This window comes from Bacillus cereus group sp. Bce019 (genome assembly GCF_051781745.1).
In the GTDB taxonomy this organism is placed as follows: Bacteria; Bacillota; Bacilli; order Bacillales; family Bacillaceae_G; genus Bacillus_A; species Bacillus_A cereus.
Window position 1 is genome coordinate 123,791 of sequence record NZ_JBPWJX010000013.1, and the last position, 22,597, is coordinate 146,387.

A 22,597-nucleotide genomic window follows, 5' to 3' on the forward strand; every position below is an offset into this window, starting at 1 on the left:
ATCTAGTAGTGCAGCGAAGAAAATCACTATGGATATTGAAGAAGTTGCAAATGGTGCAGAGAGTCAAATGCAAGCAATGGAACAAACTGCGGGTGCGATGGAAGAGTTGACACAAGGAATGCAGAGTATAGTCAATACATCATCCTCTGTAAATGAATTATCTGCTCAATCAGCATTAGATGCAGAGAGTGGTAACAAATTAATGAAACAAATGATTCAACAGATGGATACAATCCAAAATTCGGTACATAGCGGTGTGAAACAAGTAGAGACTATGAAAGAACAATCAGAAGAAATTGTTAAAATCATTGATGTAATGCAAGGTATTACTTCTCAGATTAACTTATTAGCATTAAACGCCGCAATTGAGGCTGCACGTGCTGGTGAAAGTGGTAGAGGATTTGCAATTGTGGCAGATGAAGTGCGGAAATTAGCAGAACAATCTAGTGATTCTGCAAAACAAATTGAGAATCTTATTACTCAAGTTATGGGAACAACGAACCATACGGTACATATGATGGGGAAAGTAGATAATGAGGTACAGGCAGGTACACAAGTAGTAATGCACACAGAAAAAGTATTTGGAACAATTACAGAAAAAGTACAACAAGTATCTGAGCAAATTCAAACGGTATCTATGTCTACAGATGAAATTGCAGCGAGTAGTGAGGAAATCTCGGCTTCTGCAGAAGACATGGCTCAAATTTCCCAAAGATCATCTGACCGAACTGATAGGGTAAAAGAGTCTATTCAACAGCAAGAAAAATCTGTTCAAGAGATTTCGATTTCAATTGAACATATGCATAACGCAGCAGGAAAACTAAAACAAATAGTTGCCCAATTTACTCTTCAAAAGTAGTAGCATATTTGAGTGTTAATAAAGATAAAAAAATCATCCTCTTTTAAGAAAAAAGGATGATTTTTTTATCTCGTTATTTGCTGGGCAGTAAGACCCCCACCTCAAAATTCAGCGAAAAATGCTACCCCTGAAATATAAACCATGAATATAGTAGCCTATCTCCTTTAGGTGCCAATAAAGGGAAGTTGTAAAGTGAAAAGGAGTTTATAAAGAAATTGTAGAATGTTTTAGTATATAACACCTTAGATGTGACAACTTCCTTTTTGAAAAAGAAAGAAGGAGGCATAAAGCAGAAAGGTAGTGGAAATATTTCTTCTAGAAGACTTGCATTTTATCTTACATTCACCAAAAAATAATACTCCTGAAACAATGAAGTTCATTTTATTTGAATGAAATAGGGAGAGAGGACAATGAAGAGAAAAATATTAGGTGTAATGATGATTGCGACAATGGCAGGAGGTATATTTGCAGGGACGAATGTGACGCTTGTAAAAGCGGAAGAGTATCCACAAATGATTGTGTTTGAAGATGTTCCATACGGATTTTGGGCATATGATGCTATTATGGATTTAGCATATCATAAAATTATATTAGGGTATGGAAACGGGAAGTATGGTGTTGGTGATCTTATAACAAGTGAACAAGTAGCTGGGACTATTTACAGAACACTTGAGATAAAAGAAGAAGGGCCAGTAGCGAATCCATATAAAGATGTTTCTGATAGTACAACAACTTTTAAAAAGGAAATTTTGGCGTTAACAAAACGTGGTGTTTTTACAGGGGATGGCCATGGAGATTTTAGGCCGAAAGCACCAATCTCTAGAGCGGAAATGGCTGTCATTTTAAAACGAGCATTTAATTTTGAAACGAAACAAAAACATACATTTAAAGATATTCCAAAAGGCCACTGGGCAGAAGATGCAATTAGTGCGTTACAATCTAATAATGTTGTGAGAGGAACTGGGAATGGCATGTATGAATTAAATCGCCCTGTACCTAGAGAACAATATGCTCAGTTTATTAATAATGCGATTATTAATTATCATTTGAAAGAGGATTGGAAGTAGAGTGAAATATGAAAGCACAAATAGAAATATTTGTGCTTTTTTGTTTGTTTAAAAAAGAATTATTATTCGCATTTATGTATTTTTATGGTTATACACAAGCTTTATAATCAACCCGATGAAAAAGACATGATATGTAATATGATTCACAAAACCGTCACGAAATGTGTCGAAAAATATATTGTCACTATACCATTTATTCTGTATATTTTTAAAAAAACATATACATATTGGGGAGATAATTTGATGAGCAAAAAATTATTAAAAACAGCTACAGCATTAACAATTATGGGTGGGGTGTTATTCTCAGCAGAGAGTAACAGTGTAAAAGCGGAAAGTGCACCGTTGCAAAAAACAAATACAATTGTATTTAAAGATGTACCAAAAGGACATTGGGCATATGAGGCAATTCATGAATTAGCGGAACAAGAAATTATTTTGGGATATGGCGATGGAATATTCGGTTTTGGGGATAATGTAACACGTGAGCAAGTTGCAGCTTTAATTTACCGTGTGTTTGATATGGAAGAACAAGATGAATATGAAAACCCATATGGAGATATTGATGAAAATTCAACAAGCTTTATCGAGGAGATATTGGCTTTAACGGAAATGGGAATTTTCCAGGGAGACGAGAATGGAAACTTTAGACCGAAGGCGACGTTAACGCGTGCGGAAATGGCACAAGTTCTTACGAATGCTTTTGACTTACAGGCAAAGGGATCTCATAACTTTAATGATGTTTCAGCAAATTCATGGGCAACGAATGCAATTAGTGCAGTACAAACAAATGGTATTACAATGGGAATCGGAGAAGGTAAATTCGGTCCGTCTATGAAGGTAACGAGAGAACAATACGCACAGTTTTTACATAGAGCAATATTGCATGATATGGAACAAGGGCAGTAATAAAGTTTAACTAGTCAAAGTGAAATTTAAAAATAATACAAAAAGGTCGTTGTTGTATAACAGCGGTCTTTTTTTGTATGAAATAAAGCGCGAAAGAATGGCGTTTTGAAAAAAATGAAATGAATTTTCAAAAAAAACTTCCTTTTCTGAAGATTTGTTATATAATATAAAACATGAAAACAAATCTGTTATAAAACAGTTTAAGAAGGGGATGCTAATATGTCGACGCAAACTTCACGGGTTACACTCGTTGGAGAAATGTTACCAGCGTACAACGAAATATTGACACCTGAGGTGCTTAGTTTTTTGAAGGAACTACATGAGAATTTTAATGAGCGCCGCATAGAACTTTTACAAAAACGTGTAGAAAAACAAAAGAGAATTGATGCAGGGGAGTTTCCGAAGTTTCTAGAAGAAACAAAACACATACGTGAAGCGGATTGGACAATTGCCAAGCTGCCAAAAGACTTAGAGGATCGCCGCGTAGAGATTACTGGACCGGTAGATAGAAAGATGGTCATTAACGCTTTAAATTCAGGTGCGCATCTTTTTATGGCGGATTTTGAAGATTCGAATGCACCAACTTGGGAAAACGCAGTTGAAGGTCAAATCAATTTACGAGATGCAGTAAAGGGAACGATTTCACATGAAAATGATAAAGGGAAAGAATATAGATTAAATGAGAAAACAGCTGTACTCATTGTACGTCCAAGAGGATGGCATTTAGAGGAAAAGCATATGCAAGTTGATGGGAAAAATATGTCGGGTAGTTTAGTAGATTTCGGCTTGTATTTTTTCCATAATGCGAAAGCTCTTTTAGCAAAAGGGAGCGGCCCATACTTTTACTTACCGAAAATGGAAAGTTATTTAGAAGCGAGATTATGGAATGATGTATTCGTATTTGCTCAAAAATATATCGGCATTCCAAACGGAACGATTAAAGCAACTGTGTTACTAGAAACGATTCACGCTTCGTTTGAAATGGATGAAATTTTATATGAGCTAAAAGATCATTCTGCTGGCTTAAATTGCGGAAGATGGGATTATATTTTTAGCTTTTTAAAGAGTTTCCGTAATCATAATAAATTCTTACTACCAGATAGAGCACAAGTCACGATGACGGCGCCATTTATGCGTTCGTATTCTTTGAAAGTAATTCAAACATGTCACCGCCGTAATGCACCAGCAATTGGAGGAATGGCGGCACAAATTCCGATTAAAAATAATCCAGAAGCAAATGAAGCAGCTTTTGAAAAAGTGCGTGCTGATAAGGAACGCGAAGCTTTAGACGGTCATGACGGGACTTGGGTCGCCCACCCTGGACTTGTACCAGTTGCAATGGAAGTGTTTAATCACATTATGAAAACACCAAATCAAATTTTTAGAAAACGTGAAGAAATATGTGTAACAGAAAATGATTTACTAGAGGTACCGGTGGGAACGATTACAGAAGAGGGCCTTCGCATGAATATTAGCGTAGGTATTCAATATATTGCATCTTGGTTAAGCGGACGGGGAGCAGCACCCATTTATAACTTAATGGAAGATGCGGCAACAGCTGAAATTTCAAGAGCACAAGTATGGCAATGGATTCGTCATGAAGGTGGAAAACTAAATGATGGTCGTAATATTACGTTTGAATTAATGGAAGAGTTAAAAGAAGAAGAATTAGCAAAAATAGAAAGAGAGATTGGTAAGGAAGCCTTTAAGAAAGGAAGATTCCAAGAGGCGACAACGTTGTTTACAAATCTCGTTCGGAATGATGAATTCGTACCATTTTTAACATTACCGGGTTATGAAATTTTATAAAAAATGAAAAGGGGATGGAACAAATGAAAAACGAAAGAATCGAGAAGTTACAAGAAAGCTGGGAATTAGATGAGCGTTGGAAAGGGATCACACGTCCATATTCGGCAGAAGATGTAATTCGCCTGCGCGGGTCAATTGATATTGAACATACGTTAGCGCGTCGCGGCGCTGAGAAGCTTTGGACATCGCTTCATACAGAAGACTATATTAACGCACTTGGCGCATTAACAGGAAACCAAGCGATGCAACAAGTAAAAGCTGGGTTAAAAGCGATTTACTTAAGTGGTTGGCAAGTAGCAGCTGATGCAAACCTTTCTGGACATATGTATCCAGACCAAAGTTTATATCCAGCGAACAGCGTACCTGCTGTAGTAAAACGAATTAATCAAACGCTTCAACGTGCGGACCAAATTCAGCATATGGAAGGAAGCGATGATACAGACTATTTCGTACCGATTGTAGCAGATGCAGAAGCTGGATTTGGTGGGCAATTAAATGTATTCGAACTGATGAAAGGTATGATTGAAGCAGGTGCATCAGGTGTGCATTTTGAAGATCAATTATCTTCAGAGAAAAAATGTGGCCATTTAGGTGGAAAAGTACTACTACCAACGCAAACAGCAGTACGCAATTTAATTTCTGCACGCCTTGCAGCAGATGTAATGGGAGTGCCGACAATTATCGTTGCAAGAACAGATGCGGATGCAGCTGATTTAATTACGAGCGATATCGATCCTGTTGATAAAGCATTTATTACAGGAGAAAGAACACCAGAAGGATTTTACCGTACGAATGCAGGTCTTGATCAAGCAATTGCGCGCGGTTTAGCGTATGCACCGTACGCAGACCTCGTTTGGTGTGAAACTTCAGAACCAAATTTAGAAGATGCAAAACGATTTGCGGACGCAATTCATAAGGAGCATCCAGGGAAGCTACTTGCATATAACTGCTCACCTTCATTCAACTGGAAACAAAAACTAGATGAAAAAACAATTGCAAGCTTCCAAAAGGAAATCGCATCTTACGGTTACAAGTTCCAATTCGTAACACTTGCTGGATTCCATTCATTAAATTACGGTATGTTTGAACTAGCACGTGGCTATAAAGAGCGCGGCATGGCAGCATACTCTGAACTACAACAAGCAGAATTCGCAGCTGAAAAACACGGCTACTCTGCAACACGTCATCAACGCGAAGTAGGAACAGGTTACTTTGATGAAGTGGCACAAGTGATTACAGGCGGAACTTCATCAACGACAGCGTTAAAAGGATCTACAGAAGAAGCACAGTTTACGAAATAAAAGGAAGGGGCACCTTTTTTGAAAGGTGCCCCTTGTTATTTTCTAAACGATTCGAAAAGAGAGATGGAGTTGTCGGCAAAAAACGATACTTCCTTTTCTTTATTACTAAATCAACTCCACTCAGCCCTATGATTACGAATAAACTTTATATCTTTCTCATAATGCTCTAGATGTCCTTCATCGATCATTCTTTGGAAATTCAAGTCGCCTTCTTGCGCTTTTCGTTTCATATATGTACATAATCCTTCTAATCGAAGTAACACCATTCCTAAGTAATCTTCATTCATATTTTTATCATAGGACTGAACGAACAAATTCATTCTCTCTTTAATACGATCTGCATGTTGCGATGAGTCATAATGAACGGCTTCACCGGATTCTGTATAATACACTCTACTTAAAGGCACACAAGTATAAAGTGTATAAGCGATATCCCATAGTCTTGGACCAGGAGCAGCAACATCGAAATCAATAATCCCTACTGGCTTCTCATTATTAAAAATAATGTTATATATGGCAAAATCATTGTGACATAAAACCTCAATGTTATTTGGAGTATGATTCATCGGTTTCCAATCATCTAATAACGGAAAATCACTTACAGCATCATGGTAAAGGCGGAGCATCTTTGCTATTTCTTTTAATACATCATTAGATCGCATATATTCTTTTAAAGGATAATTGCCAGCTTCTCCTTCAATAAAGGATAAAATCTCTCTATCCTTTTCATCTACACCTAAAAACTTTGGAGCATAATGAAATCCTTTGTTTTCTAAATGTTGCAATAGCTTATGAATCTTTTCACTGCCTGGCTTTAACTCTCGCCGAACAGTATTTTCAGAACGATATACGCTTGAGACGTTTCCCCCTGTTAGCCTTTCTTCTTTAGCGTAGTTTGACATGTGAAAGTTCCCCCTGTAATTAAAAAATCCAATTCCAAATAGTGAATAGACCAACAACGGCAGAAAAGAGAAGGGAAGCAAGCAATGCTAGACAGCCAAAAGGAACTAGCTTATCTTGCCATGTTTCTTTATACTCATAAATTAACTCCTCTGCTACTTTCTTCTGCACTGAAGATAAAGGTTGATCTTTATACAAACCTTTTATAGGGTTAGAATCGCCTTTAAACTTTAAAGCACGTGCAATATGATGAGGACTATTTCCCATTGATTTTTCAAATAATAAACATGATTCATGCATAATGTCTGTTTTATGCTCCTCTAGATACCAGTAACGTCCAGCCATTTCTGGATATTGTAATGTATAATAAATATCTCCGAGTTGTTTTCGAAGATGTAATTCATTTGGGTATGTAAAGATGAGGCCATGCAATCTATCTCTTGCTTTTCCAAGATTATTATTTTCAATATCCTCTTCAATTCTTTTTAATGTTTTTCTAGAAATTTTATTGGTCATAAACTCCCCCTTATTTAGAATAGAGATAAGTATATTTTATAAGAAATACTAAAAATTAGAAATTCTATTTTCGAAAAAGATTGTACATTTTATTTTAATGTGCTATGATGATGTCAGTTGAATAGTTAAATTAAGCAATCCATATGTTATCAAGTGCTGGAAACGAACGAGAAAAAGTATGTGAGAACTAGTTTATGTTTCGTATTTGATAATGTGTGGATTCTTTTTTTAGACAGGAAGACTAAAAAATTTAAAATTTGTATTTTCTTAGGAGGAAATAATTATGGCAGTAACAGGACAAGTAAAATGGTTTAACAACGAAAAAGGCTTCGGTTTCATCGAAGTTCCAGGCGAAAACGACGTATTCGTACACTTCTCTGCAATCGAAACTGACGGTTTCAAATCTCTAGAAGAAGGTCAAAAAGTTAGCTTCGAAATCGAAGAAGGTAACCGTGGACCTCAAGCTAAAAACGTAATCAAACTATAATTTTATAGTTGATGATGGAAAAAAGGATGGCTAATGCCATCCTTTTTTTGTTGTGGAGAAAGTTTTTCCAGAGCCTGTTTTTATATATAAATCTCTTTTTTTATGTTAAAACTGGTGAAAAATCACCGGGAATGCGTATTAGTTTCTGTAGAAGAATTAGTTCAGCAAGAGCATTTGTTGCGTATGATAGTAAATAACTATAAATTTGTATTCTCTGTTGAAATAGGGAAATCTTTTCCAGATAGACCTTGAGTAACATCTTTTTTGTTAGTGTTGTTGTTGGAATTTTGTACGTTTTGAGAAGATGTTTCTAACAGTTGTTCTTGTTCCTTACTAGGGGTATTCAGAGCATCTGAGGGGATGCTATTAACCTGCTGGCTTAATAGATTTTCTTTGTCCATAGTATACAGCTCCTTTTTGGAATTCGATAAAAAGCAATGTAATTATAAATAGCTACTTATATATATTGTGTTTTTGAATGATATTATATACAAAACTTATATTACAAAGTTAACTAATTAACGAATTGTTAGTGATGGATAAAGATGTACAAATTTGAAGTGTTTAATAAAAATTAAAAGCGGGTAACAAATACAAATACTCTTTCTCATGTTTTATATAAGGATCATATTACAAATCAAAAAAGATGTAGAGAACCTTGGGAGAAAATATAGTTGTTTTTTTAGGGAGAAGAATAAATAAAATGATACTACAAATGTAAAAAGGCATTCCATAAAGGAAGGCCTTTTATTGTTCTTGTCCTGATTTTTTCTTCTCACGTTTTTTACATTCTGGACATTTTGATTTACGAAACGGTTTAGCAAAGAATAGCAGAATGAAAAATAAACCGAATATAATACTAGCTGAGTTTTTCACGATAATGACGCTACTATTTTTCATTTGAATCGATGGTTGGATCTCTTTTTCCTCCATAGTGGCCCTCCATATATTGGATTTACATTTTAATTATAGCAAAGTTAATTGTTTTCATGATGTGAAAATAGGAAGGGATAATAAATATTTATAGGTAGTATAAATGCTGTTTTTATAACTCTAAAATTAAATCATTACTATATCGTGATTTTTTTATTTAACAAATGTTTGATAAATGATAAAAAATTGTAAAAAAGCGGAACTTGTAAGCTATTTCCTTTTCATAGATGCTAAAATTATATATGCAGCTGCTAATATAAATGGAAAAAAGGAGATAATGGAGTATGGAAAGTAAAGTGGAACGCTATGTCGAAAATTATGTTGTAACGAAAAATACGATGGCCTTACTTCCTGTTATTCTAAGTGAAAAGAAAATTGTTACGCGAGTCGTTGAAATGAATGATTCTTTTTTCGTATTTCAAAAACCTCTAGATATTATAGAAAGAAGTTGCCGCAAGCATGGCTCTAGTTTCTTAGGCAGAAAAGAAGGAACGAAAGAGTTAACTCATATTACACATAAAGCACCGATTGCGATTAGTCCAGCAGATCAACTTTATTTTTTCCCTACCTATTCTTACTCTAGAAAAGAGTGTGCTTGGTTGTCTCATTTTTATATTGAAAGTAATAAAGAATTAAAAGATGGAAATCTTATTATTAGATTTATAAATGGCTTTGCTGTGAAATTAGAGATATCAAAAACTAGTTTTGAAAATCAACAAAATCGTACAGCGAAATTACGTACTGAATATGAAGATCGTAGGAAAAAACAAGGGAATCCTTGTTTTAAAGAGGTTGATAAAAAAGAGGAATCAACATTAAGACCCGCTTATGAGAGTGTGTATTTTGTGAAGGAAGGCGAAGTGTGAAAGGATGGGGGAATCCCCATTCTTTTTTGTTTATCCTGTTATTTGTGGGCAGTAAGACCCCCGCCTCCAAATTCAGCGAAAGCAAAGAAGTTAAGCGGGGGATCAACAAAATCCCCACTGATTAAAGTTTCACTTTATCAGTCTTTGTAGGTAAGGCGATATATTAGAAAAACCGAGTTGTAATTGTTATATTTAGAAAATCACCATTGTAATTTCATTTACCGAAAAAATCAAAAAAACAATCTAAATAACAAAACGAATGACACGTCCTGTCGAATATTGATAGATTATCATAGCTAAATAATGAAGGAATTCTTATGAAAGATATGGAAACTTTAATAAATACATCTCCATATGTCGTATCTACCATTTCCTCTTTCATATAAGCAATGATACAGTAGGGATAGTATTTAGAGTAAAGGGGTAAAGTGTAGAATGGATTTTCAGACAATCAAAGAGTATTTTTCACCAGAAAATATGGATCATATTGTTGAGAGTTATAAAGCGTTCGGACCACTTCTTGGTATTGGTTTACCGATGATAGAGGCGTTGATTCCAGCATTACCGCTTATTGTATTTGTACTGGCGAATGCTGTTGCATTTGGCTTTTGGCTCGGTTTTCTTTATTCATGGCTTGGATCAGTAATGGGTGCGTTACTTGTCTTTTTCATCATCCGCCATTTTGGTCGCAGTCGTTTCTTTTCGTTTGTAAATAAGCATGAGAGAGTACGAAAAGCAATGGGGTGGATTGAAAGGAAAGGATTCGCACCGATTTTTGTTATATTTTGTTTTCCGTTTACACCGTCAGCGCTCATAAATGTTGTCGCTGGTTTATCCCGAATTAGTGTAAAACAGTTTGGTCTAGCGTTAGCATTCGGAAAACTTGTGATGATTTTTATTTTAACGTATATCGGTCATGATTTAATGTCATTTATTCATAATCCGGTGAAATCAGTTATTGTAGCGATTGGTATTTTTATTTTATGGTATGTCGGTAAGAAAATCGAAGTAAAGTTAGAACTACATTAAGAATAGTCTTCTTTGTAAAGGAAAGCTTCAGTATTAAAGGATAAGGGGAGAAGCAGATGAAGAAAACTTTGAAAAAAGAAGGCATGGAGTGGATACGAACAATTTTAATTGGTGTATTATTAGCTGTATTTTTTCGAACGTTTTTCTTTTCAACGTATGTTGTAGAGGGGAAGTCAATGATGCCGACATTGCAAGATGGCAATATGCTAGTTGTAAATAAGGTGAGTTATCAAGTTGGGGACTTGAACAGATTTGACGTTGTGGTATTTCATGCGAATAAAAAAGAGGACTATGTAAAGCGGATTATCGGTTTACCTGGAGATCATATTGAATATAAGCAGGATAAGTTATATATAAACGGTCAATTTATTGATGAGCCGTATTTAGAGAAGTATAAGAAAGAGATAAACGGAAGGCAACTAACAGGCGACTTTACATTAGAAGAGTTAACGAAAGAAAAACTGGTGCCACCTGGGTTTATTTTTGTAGTAGGTGATAACCGGCTCGGGAGCTGGGATAGTAGACACTTTGGCTTTGTAAAAGCTGATACAGTCGTCGGTAAAGTTGATTTGCGATATTGGCCAATTCAAGAGGTGCAAACGAATTTTTCAAAAGGTTGATATAATAGATAAAAGTATAGAAAAAGGCAAACAACTCAGTTTGTCTTTTTTCGTGTCCTATAATACAATTATAGTAGCAAACTAACGTTCGTTATGTAAGTGAAAGGTGGGGTTACATGTCACTTCGATTTGTGATTGGTAGAGCGGGAAGTGGAAAAAGTACACTTTGTTTACGCGAAGTGCAAGAAGAGTTAAAACAACGCCCGAGAGGGAAAACAATATTATATCTTGTGCCAGAACAGATGACATTCCAGACGCAGCAGGCGTTAATTGGAAGTGAGGATGTAAGAGGTTCTATTCGGGCACAAGTTTTTAGTTTTTCACGATTAGCGTGGAAGGTACTGCAAGAAGTTGGCGGAGCGAGTCGTCTTCATATTGATGAAGCTGGTGTACATATGTTACTCCGTAAAATTGTAGAGTCTCGTAAAGATGGATTATCGGTGTTCCAAAAAGCAGCGGAGCAAAACGGTTTCTTTGAACATCTTGGTAGTATGATTGCAGAGTTTAAACGTTACAATGTAACGCCATCTAACGTATATGAAATGTGGCAACAATTAGATGCGCATAGTAGCAGTGCCGAACAAAAGTTACTAGCGAATAAAGTGTATGATTTACAGCTGTTATACGATGATTTTGAACGTGCTTTAATTGGAAAATATTTAGATTCAGAAGACTACCTGCAATTGCTAGTGGAAAAGCTTCCGCAGTCTGAATATGTAAATGGTGCGGAAATTTATATAGACGGATTTCATTCATTCTCCCCGCAAGAGTTAGAGATTGTAAGACAGCTTATGATTTGCGGAGCGAGAGTTACGATCACGTTAACGATAGATGAAAAAACGTTAGTGCAGCCAGTAAATGAACTCGATTTATTTTATGAAACGACGTTAACGTATGAAAAAATAAAACAAGTAGCGCGTGAAGAGAAAATAGAAATTGAAAAAACAATTCCACTTATGGAACAGCCGCGTTTTCATTCTCCGGCATTAGCGCATTTAGAAGCTCATTATGAAGCGCGTCCGAATGAAAAATTTAACGGTGAAGCGAGTGTAACGATTAGTACAGCTGCGAATTTACGAGCGGAGGTAGAAGGTGTTGCTCGTGAAATTCGTAAACTTGTTGCGGATGAAAAATATCGTTACCGAGATATTGCAGTGCTTCTTCGTAATGGGGAAAGTTATTACGATGTGATGCGAACGTTATTTACAGATTACAATATCCCGCACTTCATCGATGAAAAGCGCCCAATGTCACACCACCCATTGGTAGAATGTATTCGTTCTGCACTCGAGATTATTAGTGGGAATTGGCGTTATGATGCGGTGTTCCGTTGCGTGAAAACAGAGCTTTTATATCCATTAGACGTAAGAAAAGAAGCGATGCGTGAAGAAATGGATGAATTTGAAAATTACTGTTTAGCGTACGGTGTACAAGGAAAGAGATGGACTGCTGAAGATCCATGGATGTATCGCCGTTATCGTTCTCTTGATGATACGAACGGGATGATTACAGACAGTGAACGTGAAATGGAAGAGAAAATAAATAGGCTACGTGACGTTGTAAGAACACCTGTTATTCGCATGCAAAAAAGGTTAAAGCGTGCAGGAACAGTTATGCAAATGTGTGAAGCAGTTTACTTGTTTTTAGAAGAACTGGATGTTCCGAAAAAACTAGAAGAATTACGTATACGTGCAGAAGAAAGTGGAGATTTCTTATTTGCGACAGATCATGAACAAGTATGGGAAGAAGTAATGAGCCTTCTTGATACATTTGTAGAGATGCTTGGGGAAGAGAAAATGTCTCTTTCTATGTTTACTGACGTTATGTCGACTGGTCTTGAGGCACTTCAATTTGCTAACATTCCGCCGTCATTAGACCAAGTGTTAATTGCTAATATTGATCACTCCAGATTATCTGATGTGAGAGCAACGTTTATTATAGGTGTAAATGAGGGTGTCATTCCAGCAGCACCTATGGATGAAGGTATGCTTTCTGATGAGGAAAGAGAAGTTCTTGGTGCGGCAGGGATTGAATTAGCGCCAACGACGAGACAAACTTTGTTAGAAGAACAGTTCGTTATGTATCAAATGGTAACGAGAGCATCTGAGAAGTTATACATTTCATGCCCGCTTGCAGATGAAGAAGGAAAGACGTTACTTGCGTCTAGCTTTATTAAGAAAATAAAAAGAATGTTCCCTAATGTGAAAGATTCATTTATTACGAATGACGTAAATGATTTATCACGTTCAGAACAAATTTCATATGTAGCAACGCCAGAAGTAACGTTATCTTACGTTATGCAGCAACTACAAACGTGGAAGCGATACGGATTTGAAGGGAATTTAGACTTTTGGTGGGACGTATATAATTTCTACGTAACTTCAGATGAATGGAAACAAAAAAGTAGCCGCGTCTTATCAAGTTTATTCTATCGAAATCGTGCGAAGAAACTAAGTACAGCAGTAAGTAGAGATTTATACGGAGATATAATTAAAGGAAGCGTCTCTCGTATGGAACTATTTAATCGTTGTGCATACGCTCATTTTGCGCAGCACGGTTTATCGCTTAGAGAGCGTGATATTTTCAAGCTTGATGCGCCAGACATCGGCGAATTATTCCATGCGGCATTAAAGAAAATTGCGGACAAGTTATTGCGTGAAAACCGCACTTGGGCGGATTTATCCATAAAAGAGTGTGAGCATCTTTCTGTTTTAGTAATAGAAGAAATTGCGCCGTTATTACAACGACAAATTTTATTAAGTTCAAACCGTCATTTCTATTTAAAACAAAAACTACAACAAATCATTTTCCGTACGTCAATCATTCTTCGTGAACATGCGAAGTCAAGCGGATTCGTACCAGTTGATTTAGAGGTGCCGTTCGGTATGGGAGGTACAGGGTCACTTCCGCCGATGGAATTCTCATTACCAAATGGTGTAAAGATGGAAGTAGTCGGCCGTATTGACCGTGTTGATAAGGCAGAAGATGAAAACGGGACGTTCTTACGTATTATTGATTATAAATCAAGTTCAAAAGCGTTAGATTTAACGGAAGTGTATTACGGATTAGCACTTCAAATGTTAACGTATTTAGATGTTGTTACTTCGAATGCACAGACGTGGATGAAAAAAGGCCACGCAGCATCACCAGCTGGTGTATTGTATTTCCATATTCATAACCCAATCGTTGAGATGAAAGGTGACGCAACGGAAGCTGAAATTGAAAAAGAAATTTTAAAGAAATTTAAAATGAAGGGACTCGTATTAGGAGATGCTGACGTTGTTCGTTTAATGGATAACAAACTTTCAACAGGAAGCTCAGATATTATTTCTGCTGGCCTGAAAAAAGACGGTAGCTTTAGTGCGCGTTCAAGTATTGCAAGTGAGCAAGAGTTTAACGTACTGCAAAAATATGTACACCATACGTTTGAAAATATCGGAAAAGATATTACAGAAGGTGTTATCGATATTGCTCCTTATAAAATGGGGAATAAAGCAGCATGTACGTTCTGTAACTTCAAATCTGTTTGTCAATTTGATGAGTCACTGGAAGATAATCAGTTCCGATCGTTAAAAGATATGAAAGATAGCGAAGCGATGGAGAAAATAAGAGAGGAGGTTGGCGGAGAATGATAGAAAATTGGCCTAAAAAACCAGAAGGTAGTCAATGGACAGATGACCAGTGGAAAGCTGTTGTAGCGAACGGACGTGATATTTTAGTTGCTGCTGCAGCTGGATCAGGTAAAACAGCAGTATTAGTTGAACGTATTATTAAAAAGATTATTAATGAAGAGAACCCAGTCGATGTCGACCGCCTGCTCGTTGTAACATTTACGAATGCAGCAGCGCAAGAGATGAAAAACCGAATCGGGGAAGCGTTAGAAAAGGTATTAATTGATGAACCAGGCTCTCAACACGTAAGAAAGCAGCTGAGCCTATTAAATAAAGCTTCCATTTCAACAATTCACTCATTCTGTTTACAAGTAATTAGAGGATATTACTACATGCTTGATGTTGATCCTCGTTTCCGTATTGCGAATCAAACAGAAAATGAATTGTTAAAAGAAGAAGTGCTAGATGACATATTAGAAGAAGAGTACGGAATCGAAGATAATACAATCTTCTTTGAACTTGTTGATCGTTATACGAGTGACCGTAGTGATGATGACTTGCAACGTATGATTTTAGCGCTTCATACAGAGTCAAGAGCGCATCCAAATCCGGAAAAATGGCTTGATAAATTAGTAGAAGCATATGACGTAGAAGGAAAGACAATTGAAGATTTAGTATATGCTTCTTATTTATTAGAAGATGTGAAATTCCAGCTTGAAACAGCGGAACAGCATATTCGTAAGGCAACTGAACTCGCAATGCTTCCTGACGGTCCAGCGCCTCGCATTGAAACCCTGCAAGCAGATGTAGCATTACTTGGAACGCTATCATCAGCTGCTCGTGAGTCGTGGACAAGTTTGTATGAAGCGATGCAAAACGTATCGTGGCAAACGTTAAAGCGTATTAAGAAAAGTGATTACAATGAAGAGGTTGTAAAACAAGTAGACTCTCTTCGTAATAAAGCGAAAGATGAAGTAAAAAAATTACAGGAAGAGTTATTTAGCCGCAAACCTGAAAGTTTCTTACGAGATTTTCAAGATATGCACCCAATATTAGAAAAGCTTGTTCAACTTGTAAAAGTATTTACAGAGCGTTTCCAAGCGATGAAGCGAGATAAAGGAATGGTCGATTTCACAGATTTAGAGCATTTCTGTTTACAAATTTTAAGTGAACAAAGTGAAAATGGTGAAATGAATCCGTCAGCAGTGGCGCTCCAATATCGTAATAAATTTGCTGAAGTATTAGTCGATGAATATCAAGACACGAACTTTGTACAGGAATCCATTATTAAATTCGTAACGAAAGATTCTGAGAGTGAAGGAAACTTGTTCATGGTTGGTGACGTAAAGCAGTCGATTTATCGTTTCCGACTAGCCGAGCCAGGACTATTCCTAGGAAAATATAAACGCTTCACACAAGAAGGATTGGGCGGCGGAATGAAGATTGACTTAGCGAAAAACTTCCGTAGTCGTCATGAAGTACTAGCAGGTACGAACTTTATTTTTAAACAAATTATGGGCGAAGAAGTTGGGGAAATTGACTACGATGCTGACGCTGAACTAAAGCTAGGTGCTACCTATCCAGAAGGTGAAGATGTAGCAGCAGAATTATTATGTATTCAGCAAACGGAAGAAGAAGTAATAGACGGTGAAGAAGGTGCAGAAGTCGAAAAAGCACAGCTTGAAGCTCGTCTTATGGCGCAGCGCATTAAAGCGATGGTTGATTCCGGTTATGAAGTGTATGACCGTAAAAATGATAGTATGCGTCCGGTGCAATATCGCGATTTCGTTATTTTACTTCGCTCCATGCCGTGGGCCCCGCAAATTATGGAAGAGTTAAAATTACAAGGAATTCCAGTATACGCTGACCTCGCGACTGGTTATTTTGAAGCGACGGAAGTAAATATTATGATGAACGTATTCCGCGTTATTGATAATCCGATGCAAGATATTCCGCTTGCCGCTGTACTTCGTTCCCCAATCGTTGGATTGAGCGATGAAGAACTTGCAACGCTTCGTGCTCATGGAAAGAAAGGCTCGTTTTATGAAGTAATGAGCTCATTCTTAAAAGGGGCACCGCTTGAAGAGGAGCAAGAACTTTATGATAAATTAGAGTGGTTTTATAACTTACTGCAAGGATGGCGTGAATTTGCACGTCAACAATCACTTTCTGATTTAATTTGGAAAGTGTACGGTGAGACAGGTTATTACGACTTCGTTGGCGGTTTACCAGCTGGAAAGCAAAGGCAGGCAAACTTACGCGTACTATATGACCGCGCAAGACAATATGAAGCAACATCATTTAGAGGATTATTCCGCTTCTTACGTTTTATTGAGCGTATTTTAGAACGCGGTGATGATATGGGTACGGCGAGGGCTCTCGGTGAACAAGAAGACGTTGTTCGCATTATGACAATTCATAAAAGTAAAGGGTTAGAGTTCCCAGTTGTATTTGTAGCTGGACTCGGTCGTCGTTTTAATACACAAGACTTAATGAAACGTTTCTTATTGCATAAAGATTTCGGTTTCGGTTCGCAATTTATCGATCCGCGTAAACGAATTAAATATACAACATTATCACAGCTTGCGATTAAGCGTAAAATGAAAATGGAATTAATTGCGGAAGAAATGCGCGTACTATACGTAGCATTGACGCGTGCGAAAGAGAAGTTAATTTTAATCGGCACAGTTAAGGATGCAAATAAGGAAATGGAAAAATGGCTTGATGCGAGGGAACATAGTGAATGGTTATTACCAGATCATATACGTGCCGGAGCATCTTGTTATTTAGACTGGATTGCACCTTCATTATATAGACACCGTGATAGTGAAATGCTTCTTGAATTAGGACAAGGAAGTATTCCGGATGAAATTTACGGATATGACACTAGCTGGAAAGTAGAAGTTGTGGACGGTAACACACTACTTGCACCAGAGCCAGTTCAAGAAGAGAAACAAGAATTGTTAGAAGCACTTCGTGAGAAAAAAGCTGTTCCCCTGCAAAGTGAACGGAAAGAAGAAGTGTACGACAGATTAATGTGGAAATACGAATATGAGGATGCGACATCTCATCGTGCGAAGCAATCTGTTACAGAAATAAAGAGAAATTATCAATCTGAAGAAGGTAGCGATAACGCCTTTATTAAAAAACTACGTGCACCAATTAAAACACGCCCGCGATTTATGGAGAAAAAAGGGTTAACGTACGCAGAGCGCGGAACAGCAGTCCATGTCGTTATGCAGCATGTTGATTTGAAGAAGCCGATTACGATTGAGGTTCTTCAAGAGCAAATTGCTGGAATGGTAAATAAGGAATTATTAACATTCGAGCAGGCGGAAGAAATAGCGATTGAAAAAGTAATTTCATTCTTTGACAGTGACTTAGGTAAAAGGGTATTAGCGGCGAAAAGTGTTGAGCGTGAAGTACCATTTACGATGATGCTTGCAGCAGAAGAAGCATATCAAGATTGGCAAGGGAAGAGCGGGGAAATGATTCTTGTCCAAGGGGTTATCGACTGCATGATTGAAGAGGAAGATGGCATTACGTTAATCGACTTCAAAACAGATACGATTGAAGGGAAATTCCCAGGCGGATTCGAACAAGCGAAACCAATTTTAGAAGATCGATATAAAGTGCAGCTTTCGTTATATGCAAAAGCACTGGAGAAAAGCTTACAACATCCTGTAAAAGAGAAATGTTTATACTTCTTTGATGGGAATCACGTTGTGAATATTGAGGGATAGAGAGCAGGAAGGGGCTATAAAAAATGACAACGTTAAGAACTTGTGAACAGGGACACGAGTACTATAAAAGTAGCGATTGTCCAACTTGCCCAGTCTGTGAGAAAGAGAGAAAACCAAAAGAAGGTTTTCTCTCTCTTCTTTCAGCCCCAGCAAGAAGGGCATTAGAGCACCGTGGAATTCACACTGTAGAAGAACTCTCAAAGTATAGTGAGAAAGAAATTTTAAAACTGCATGGTATGGGACCTGCGTCTTTGCCGAAGCTTAGGAAGGCTTTGGAGGAGAGTGGGTTATCATTTAAATAAAATGAAATAGTACCTCTTCACTACTTACGTGTTTATACCACTATTTGTGGACAGTGAAGCTCTTGCTTATTAAAATTTCATTTTAATAATTTTGAATTACATAAAAGAAAAAAGTAGGAGAATATCTCCTACTTTTTTTACGCTGTTCCAATCTGATCTTGATCTGCCACATCAGAATCAAATGTATTCGTTGCACTAACACCGTTAAACGTATTCACGACAAACCCAACATTGGAAGCTCCAGATCCGTTATAGGCTTTCGTGTTTTCTTTCGGAGATACGTTATAAAAATCTCCTAAGTTGAAAGAGCCGTTACTGTTTTGCACGACGAGATTTCCTACAACTGAAGGCATACCATCCACCTACTTTACTAAGCTTTTTAATTACTATATGAATTATTGTGCGGAAGGTTCATCCGTAATATATTGGCGGATTTGTATAATACGAGAGTTATTAAAACCATAATCAACATTTCCAATTTGAAAGCAACCAGAATTTAAAAGTGTCCGCAATTCAACGTTATTCACTTCAATAAAAGGGCATTCATTTACAATATTTAATTTTACATCTGTCGTTCGTTTTGGAATTGTAATGTGTTCATCTGTAAAGATTTCAAAAGCATCAAAGCAACCTTCTCCCCGTATATAAAAAGGAATTTCACGGTGGACGGCAATAGCTCTACTTTTTAATTCCATTTGGTTTGCATCTCCAACTTGAAATACGGCAGTAATCCCTAAAGAAATAATAGAAACATTTTGGACAATGGACACATGATGCAACATAATTTTTCAGTCTCCTTAACCTGGAGTAGGAGGGACATCTGTTACTAATGGTACAAATGGACCCTCTGTAACTGTTTCAAATGGTGTATCGAGAATAGAAGATAGAATGAGGAGATTTGCATCTCCAATTAAAAAGAGTGCGGACGACGATACACCGTTCATTTTAATCTGTCCGACTTTTAACTCACGGTTTACAACGTTAAGGTTCATACATACTTACTCCTTTCGGAAATTTCCCGGTATGTGCTGAATAAAGGAGAGAAAGGCTTTGTCAATATCTTGTTTCATTGCCTGAATAATGATATCTCGTAAATAATCTGGATCTGTTGAAATACCTTCATATGATTGCACTTGTGATAAATAATAAGGGAGTCGATGCTCCATCTGTTTTTTTATGTCATCCACCATCATTTGTCGATACATTTCATCAAGCGGTGTTCTCTCTTCTTGTTCAAAATGGAGAATACGATTATATGCTTCTTCATCTAAGTATCGATGCATTTCTTGGAGGATACCTTGATAAAAGTCTGGGTTTGTTTCGGTTTCAGGGTTTACCTTCAATGTTTCTGTATCCACTTGAAAATCTTCAATTTGTTGTCCTTTTGCTGAAAATGGGTTTAAACCAATATTTAAAGTACCATTTAAATTTTCGACTTTTAATTGATCGAATTTGTATTCCACTTTTCCTACAGAAGAGGAGGGGCGATTTTTTAATTCGTTAAGCTCTTCTTGGAGTTGGCGCACTTGATCTTCTAAATTTAGGATGGCTGCTTGTTGTGTTTGAAGAGCTTGTTGAAGTTGGTGTAAGTAAGTATATATATCTTGATTCATTTGTGAAACCTCCTTTTCAATAGGGAGGGTAAAAATATTCCTGCTATATATTTATGACAAGGATGTCTTAAGAAGAACTAGTTGATGGTTTGATAGAAATAATTTGTCCTTTTGCCTGTAATGGGCGAAGCGGTTCCGTAAATCCGCCCGTATTTGAAAATTTAGATAGGGCTTTAATACTTCCGGCAGTACCAATTTGGAACACAGAAGAGGTTGTAATGCTATCAATTTTAATACTGTTGATGATGATACTTTGGTTTACATAAAAATTCAATGCAATTGCCTCCTTTAAGTTGAGCCAATTATCGCTTGATCGATTACATCTGAATCGTTGACAGTCGTTGCACTTTGATAATTGTAGACAGAAACATTATCTCCAACGTTGAAAGAGCCGGCCCCGGCGAAAGCACGTGAGTAACTAATAGGCCTAATCGCAAATACATCTCCAATATGAAAAATACCACTTGATCCAATATTGACGATACGAATATGTCCGACCATAGCTGGCATACAAAACACCCTTCGTTTTTAAAATTTTCTTTTCTACTATTGTATGGGCGTTTCCAATAAAATGTGTATTTTTTTGAAATAAAAGAAACACACGCATTATTGCGTGTGTGTTTTGAACGTTTGATTAGGGTGTAAATCTGTATGTACATGACAAATTACATTTAAGAGCCTGTCCAGTTCTTGGCTACAATCCACTGTTTTTTGAGAAGTCATTCCATAGCGTTCAGCAAAATAAATCATTTTTTCACGTTTTTTTTCAATCGCTTGCTCAAACATTGAAATCGGCTCCATCTCTAAATGAAATTTTTAGTATATATGTAGTACATATTATACAAAAACTTCATAAAAAAGAAATGCATTCGCTAAAAAAAGTAAAATTTCTACATTTTATGCCAAATGATAAAGGGGTAACGAATAGGGGATGAGAAGAATATTGTAAAAATTAGCGTGCATGAGAAGGTTTTTTTCTTGCGGATGCGAATACAATTAAAGGGTATGAGTTTTAGGATGGAGAGTGGAAATATTGCGTTTTGTAACGGCGAAGAAAGAAGAAAAGGTATTTGTAGGTATTGTAGATGAAGAAGAAGAAAAGGTATTACACTTAAGAGAAGCGCAAAGACAAAAAGGGGAAAAGGTTACAATCCCTATTACAATGTTAGAGTGTATTGAAAGAGGGACTGAATGCTTTGAGAAAGTATGTGAAATTGTAAATTGGGCAAAAGAGAACGGGGAAGCGGCATATTATCCGTTAACAGAGGTGAAAATATTAGCGCCGATTCCAAGGCCAAGAAAGAATATTTTGTGCGTTGGAAAAAACTATCGTGAGCATGCGGTAGAAATGGGCGGAGTAGAGTCTATTCCAGAAAATATAATGATCTTTACGAAAGCACCAACAACAGTTATTGGCATAAATGAGCAAATTAATGGTCACCCTCATGCAACGGACGAACTAGATTATGAAGGAGAATTAGCTATCATTATTGGTAAGCGAGGGAAGCAAATAAAAAAAGAAAAAGCGCTTGAGCATGTTTTTGGTTATACGATTATCAATGATGTAACAGCTCGAGACATTCAAAGAAAACATAAACAGTTTTTCCTTGGGAAAAGCTTCGATACATTTTGTCCGATGGGACCGTATTTAATTCATAAATCGGTGGTTAATGCGCCGAATGCATTACACATTGAAACGGTAGTAAATGGAGAAGTAAGGCAAACTTCTAACACAAATAAAATGATTTTTTCAATAGAAGAAATTATTTCAACGATAAGTAAAGGAATGACTTTAGAACCAGGTGATATTATCGCAACAGGAACGCCGGCTGGTGTCGGAAAAGGTTTTACACCACCGAAGTTTTTACATGCTGGTGATGAAGTGGTCATTACAGTAGAAGGAATTGGTACTTTACGAAATGTAGTGAAATAAAGAAAAGAGCTATCTTGTTAAAAGATGGTATTATCCCCTATAGGTAGACAGTAAAAAAAGAGTCCATCTGATATGATGGACTCAATACTGTTTTATCTGGAG

At 36.8% G+C, this 22,597-nt stretch carries 24 protein-coding genes; 13 read left to right on the forward strand and 11 right to left on the reverse strand.

Features of this window, described 5'->3' with window-relative positions:
* Nucleotides 1-67 precede the first annotated feature (67 nt).
* The 5 genes from ACS2QP_RS18155 (at nucleotide 68) to aceA (ending at nucleotide 5,942) form a co-directional block, all read left to right on the forward strand.
* Entirely contained in the window at nucleotides 68-859 is a 792-nt protein-coding gene (locus ACS2QP_RS18155) for a methyl-accepting chemotaxis protein (protein WP_407543961.1), read from the forward strand.
* A gap of 410 nt (nucleotides 860-1,269) precedes the next feature.
* Nucleotides 1,270-1,926, forward strand: coding sequence for an S-layer homology domain-containing protein (locus tag ACS2QP_RS18160; RefSeq protein WP_438882711.1), 657 nt, complete (start codon nucleotides 1,270-1,272; stop codon nucleotides 1,924-1,926).
* A 138-nt stretch (nucleotides 1,927-2,064) separates the two neighbouring features.
* Nucleotides 2,065-2,832, forward strand: a complete 768-nt coding sequence (locus ACS2QP_RS18165; RefSeq protein WP_113304420.1) for an S-layer homology domain-containing protein — start codon at nucleotides 2,065-2,067, stop codon at nucleotides 2,830-2,832.
* Between the two features lie 219 nt (nucleotides 2,833-3,051).
* A complete protein-coding gene (gene aceB / locus ACS2QP_RS18170) occupies nucleotides 3,052-4,641 on the forward strand; it encodes a malate synthase A (RefSeq protein WP_326234785.1) in 1,590 nt (529 codons plus the stop codon).
* Between the two features lie 23 nt (nucleotides 4,642-4,664).
* The gene (aceA, locus tag ACS2QP_RS18175) at nucleotides 4,665-5,942 is read left to right on the forward strand and encodes an isocitrate lyase (protein WP_000787346.1); all 1,278 of its coding nucleotides are present in this window, start codon (nucleotides 4,665-4,667) and stop codon (nucleotides 5,940-5,942) included.
* A 110-nt stretch (nucleotides 5,943-6,052) separates the two neighbouring features.
* On the opposite strand, the gene ACS2QP_RS18180 is transcribed toward aceA, so the two are convergent.
* Both ACS2QP_RS18180 and ACS2QP_RS18185 read right to left on the reverse strand, forming a co-directional pair.
* A complete protein-coding gene (locus tag ACS2QP_RS18180; RefSeq protein ID WP_438882712.1) occupies nucleotides 6,053-6,844 on the reverse strand; it encodes a phosphotransferase in 792 nt (263 codons plus the stop codon).
* A 19-nt stretch (nucleotides 6,845-6,863) separates the two neighbouring features.
* Nucleotides 6,864-7,358, reverse strand: coding sequence for a DUF6584 family protein (locus tag ACS2QP_RS18185; protein ID WP_438882713.1), 495 nt, complete (start codon nucleotides 7,356-7,358; stop codon nucleotides 6,864-6,866).
* A gap of 283 nt (nucleotides 7,359-7,641) precedes the next feature.
* On the opposite strand from ACS2QP_RS18185, the gene cspA reads away from it, so the two are divergent.
* On the forward strand, nucleotides 7,642-7,845 hold the full coding sequence (cspA, locus tag ACS2QP_RS18190; RefSeq protein ID WP_000301519.1) for an RNA chaperone/antiterminator CspA: 204 nt from the start codon (nucleotides 7,642-7,644) through the stop codon (nucleotides 7,843-7,845).
* A 197-nt stretch (nucleotides 7,846-8,042) separates the two neighbouring features.
* Here the strand turns inward: cspA and ACS2QP_RS18195 are convergent, their stop codons facing one another.
* On the reverse strand, nucleotides 8,043-8,246 hold the full coding sequence (locus tag ACS2QP_RS18195; RefSeq protein WP_000356916.1) for a hypothetical protein: 204 nt from the start codon (nucleotides 8,244-8,246) through the stop codon (nucleotides 8,043-8,045).
* Between the two features lie 346 nt (nucleotides 8,247-8,592).
* Nucleotides 8,593-8,778, reverse strand: a complete 186-nt coding sequence (locus ACS2QP_RS18200; RefSeq protein WP_000391373.1) for a hypothetical protein — start codon at nucleotides 8,776-8,778, stop codon at nucleotides 8,593-8,595.
* A gap of 284 nt (nucleotides 8,779-9,062) precedes the next feature.
* On the opposite strand from ACS2QP_RS18200, the gene ACS2QP_RS18205 reads away from it, so the two are divergent.
* The 6 genes from ACS2QP_RS18205 to ACS2QP_RS18230 all read left to right on the forward strand — a co-directional run bounded on the left by ACS2QP_RS18205 (nucleotide 9,063) and on the right by ACS2QP_RS18230 (nucleotide 18,949).
* Nucleotides 9,063-9,644: a competence protein ComK gene (locus ACS2QP_RS18205; protein WP_000444443.1), complete on the forward strand. Its 582-nt coding sequence runs from the start codon at nucleotides 9,063-9,065 to the stop codon at nucleotides 9,642-9,644.
* Between the two features lie 435 nt (nucleotides 9,645-10,079).
* Nucleotides 10,080-10,673, forward strand: coding sequence for a TVP38/TMEM64 family protein (locus tag ACS2QP_RS18210; protein ID WP_000347517.1), 594 nt, complete (start codon nucleotides 10,080-10,082; stop codon nucleotides 10,671-10,673).
* A 56-nt stretch (nucleotides 10,674-10,729) separates the two neighbouring features.
* Entirely contained in the window at nucleotides 10,730-11,293 is a 564-nt protein-coding gene (gene lepB / locus ACS2QP_RS18215) for a signal peptidase I (protein WP_000751919.1), read from the forward strand.
* Between the two features lie 116 nt (nucleotides 11,294-11,409).
* Nucleotides 11,410-14,925 carry a helicase-exonuclease AddAB subunit AddB gene (gene addB / locus ACS2QP_RS18220; protein WP_438882714.1) on the forward strand — a complete coding sequence of 1,172 codons (3,516 nt, stop codon included), beginning with the start codon at nucleotides 11,410-11,412 and terminating at the stop codon, nucleotides 14,923-14,925.
* Nucleotides 14,922-18,647: a helicase-exonuclease AddAB subunit AddA gene (gene addA / locus ACS2QP_RS18225; protein WP_438882715.1), complete on the forward strand. Its 3,726-nt coding sequence runs from the start codon at nucleotides 14,922-14,924 to the stop codon at nucleotides 18,645-18,647. Before addB ends, addA begins: the two co-directional genes overlap by 4 nt.
* Before the next feature lie 23 nt (nucleotides 18,648-18,670).
* Nucleotides 18,671-18,949, forward strand: coding sequence for an RNA polymerase alpha subunit C-terminal domain-containing protein (locus ACS2QP_RS18230; protein WP_098212802.1), 279 nt, complete (start codon nucleotides 18,671-18,673; stop codon nucleotides 18,947-18,949).
* Between the two features lie 137 nt (nucleotides 18,950-19,086).
* Here ACS2QP_RS18230 and gerPF read toward each other — a convergent pair whose 3' ends face one another.
* The 7 genes from gerPF to ACS2QP_RS18265 all read right to left on the reverse strand — a co-directional run bounded on the left by gerPF (nucleotide 19,087) and on the right by ACS2QP_RS18265 (nucleotide 21,348).
* A complete protein-coding gene (gene gerPF / locus ACS2QP_RS18235; protein ID WP_001141566.1) occupies nucleotides 19,087-19,302 on the reverse strand; it encodes a spore germination protein GerPF in 216 nt (71 codons plus the stop codon).
* A gap of 42 nt (nucleotides 19,303-19,344) precedes the next feature.
* A complete protein-coding gene (locus ACS2QP_RS18240; RefSeq protein ID WP_438882716.1) occupies nucleotides 19,345-19,731 on the reverse strand; it encodes a spore germination protein GerPE in 387 nt (128 codons plus the stop codon).
* A gap of 15 nt (nucleotides 19,732-19,746) precedes the next feature.
* Entirely contained in the window at nucleotides 19,747-19,941 is a 195-nt protein-coding gene (gerPD, locus tag ACS2QP_RS18245; protein ID WP_001052807.1) for a spore germination protein GerPD, read from the reverse strand.
* 6 nt (nucleotides 19,942-19,947) lie between these two features.
* Nucleotides 19,948-20,562, reverse strand: a complete 615-nt coding sequence (gene gerPC / locus ACS2QP_RS18250; protein WP_001070761.1) for a spore germination protein GerPC — start codon at nucleotides 20,560-20,562, stop codon at nucleotides 19,948-19,950.
* Between the two features lie 67 nt (nucleotides 20,563-20,629).
* Complete coding sequence (gene gerPB / locus ACS2QP_RS18255) at nucleotides 20,630-20,836, reverse strand: spore germination protein GerPB (protein WP_001012508.1); 207 nt, start codon at nucleotides 20,834-20,836, stop codon at nucleotides 20,630-20,632.
* 14 nt (nucleotides 20,837-20,850) lie between these two features.
* Entirely contained in the window at nucleotides 20,851-21,072 is a 222-nt protein-coding gene (gene gerPA, locus ACS2QP_RS18260) for a spore germination protein GerPA (protein WP_001111187.1), read from the reverse strand.
* A 96-nt stretch (nucleotides 21,073-21,168) separates the two neighbouring features.
* Entirely contained in the window at nucleotides 21,169-21,348 is a 180-nt protein-coding gene (locus ACS2QP_RS18265) for an aspartyl-phosphate phosphatase Spo0E family protein (RefSeq protein WP_000462841.1), read from the reverse strand.
* A 247-nt stretch (nucleotides 21,349-21,595) separates the two neighbouring features.
* On the opposite strand from ACS2QP_RS18265, the gene ACS2QP_RS18270 reads away from it, so the two are divergent.
* Nucleotides 21,596-22,495, forward strand: a complete 900-nt coding sequence (locus tag ACS2QP_RS18270) for a fumarylacetoacetate hydrolase family protein (RefSeq protein WP_001213071.1) — start codon at nucleotides 21,596-21,598, stop codon at nucleotides 22,493-22,495.
* Nucleotides 22,496-22,597 lie beyond the last annotated feature (102 nt).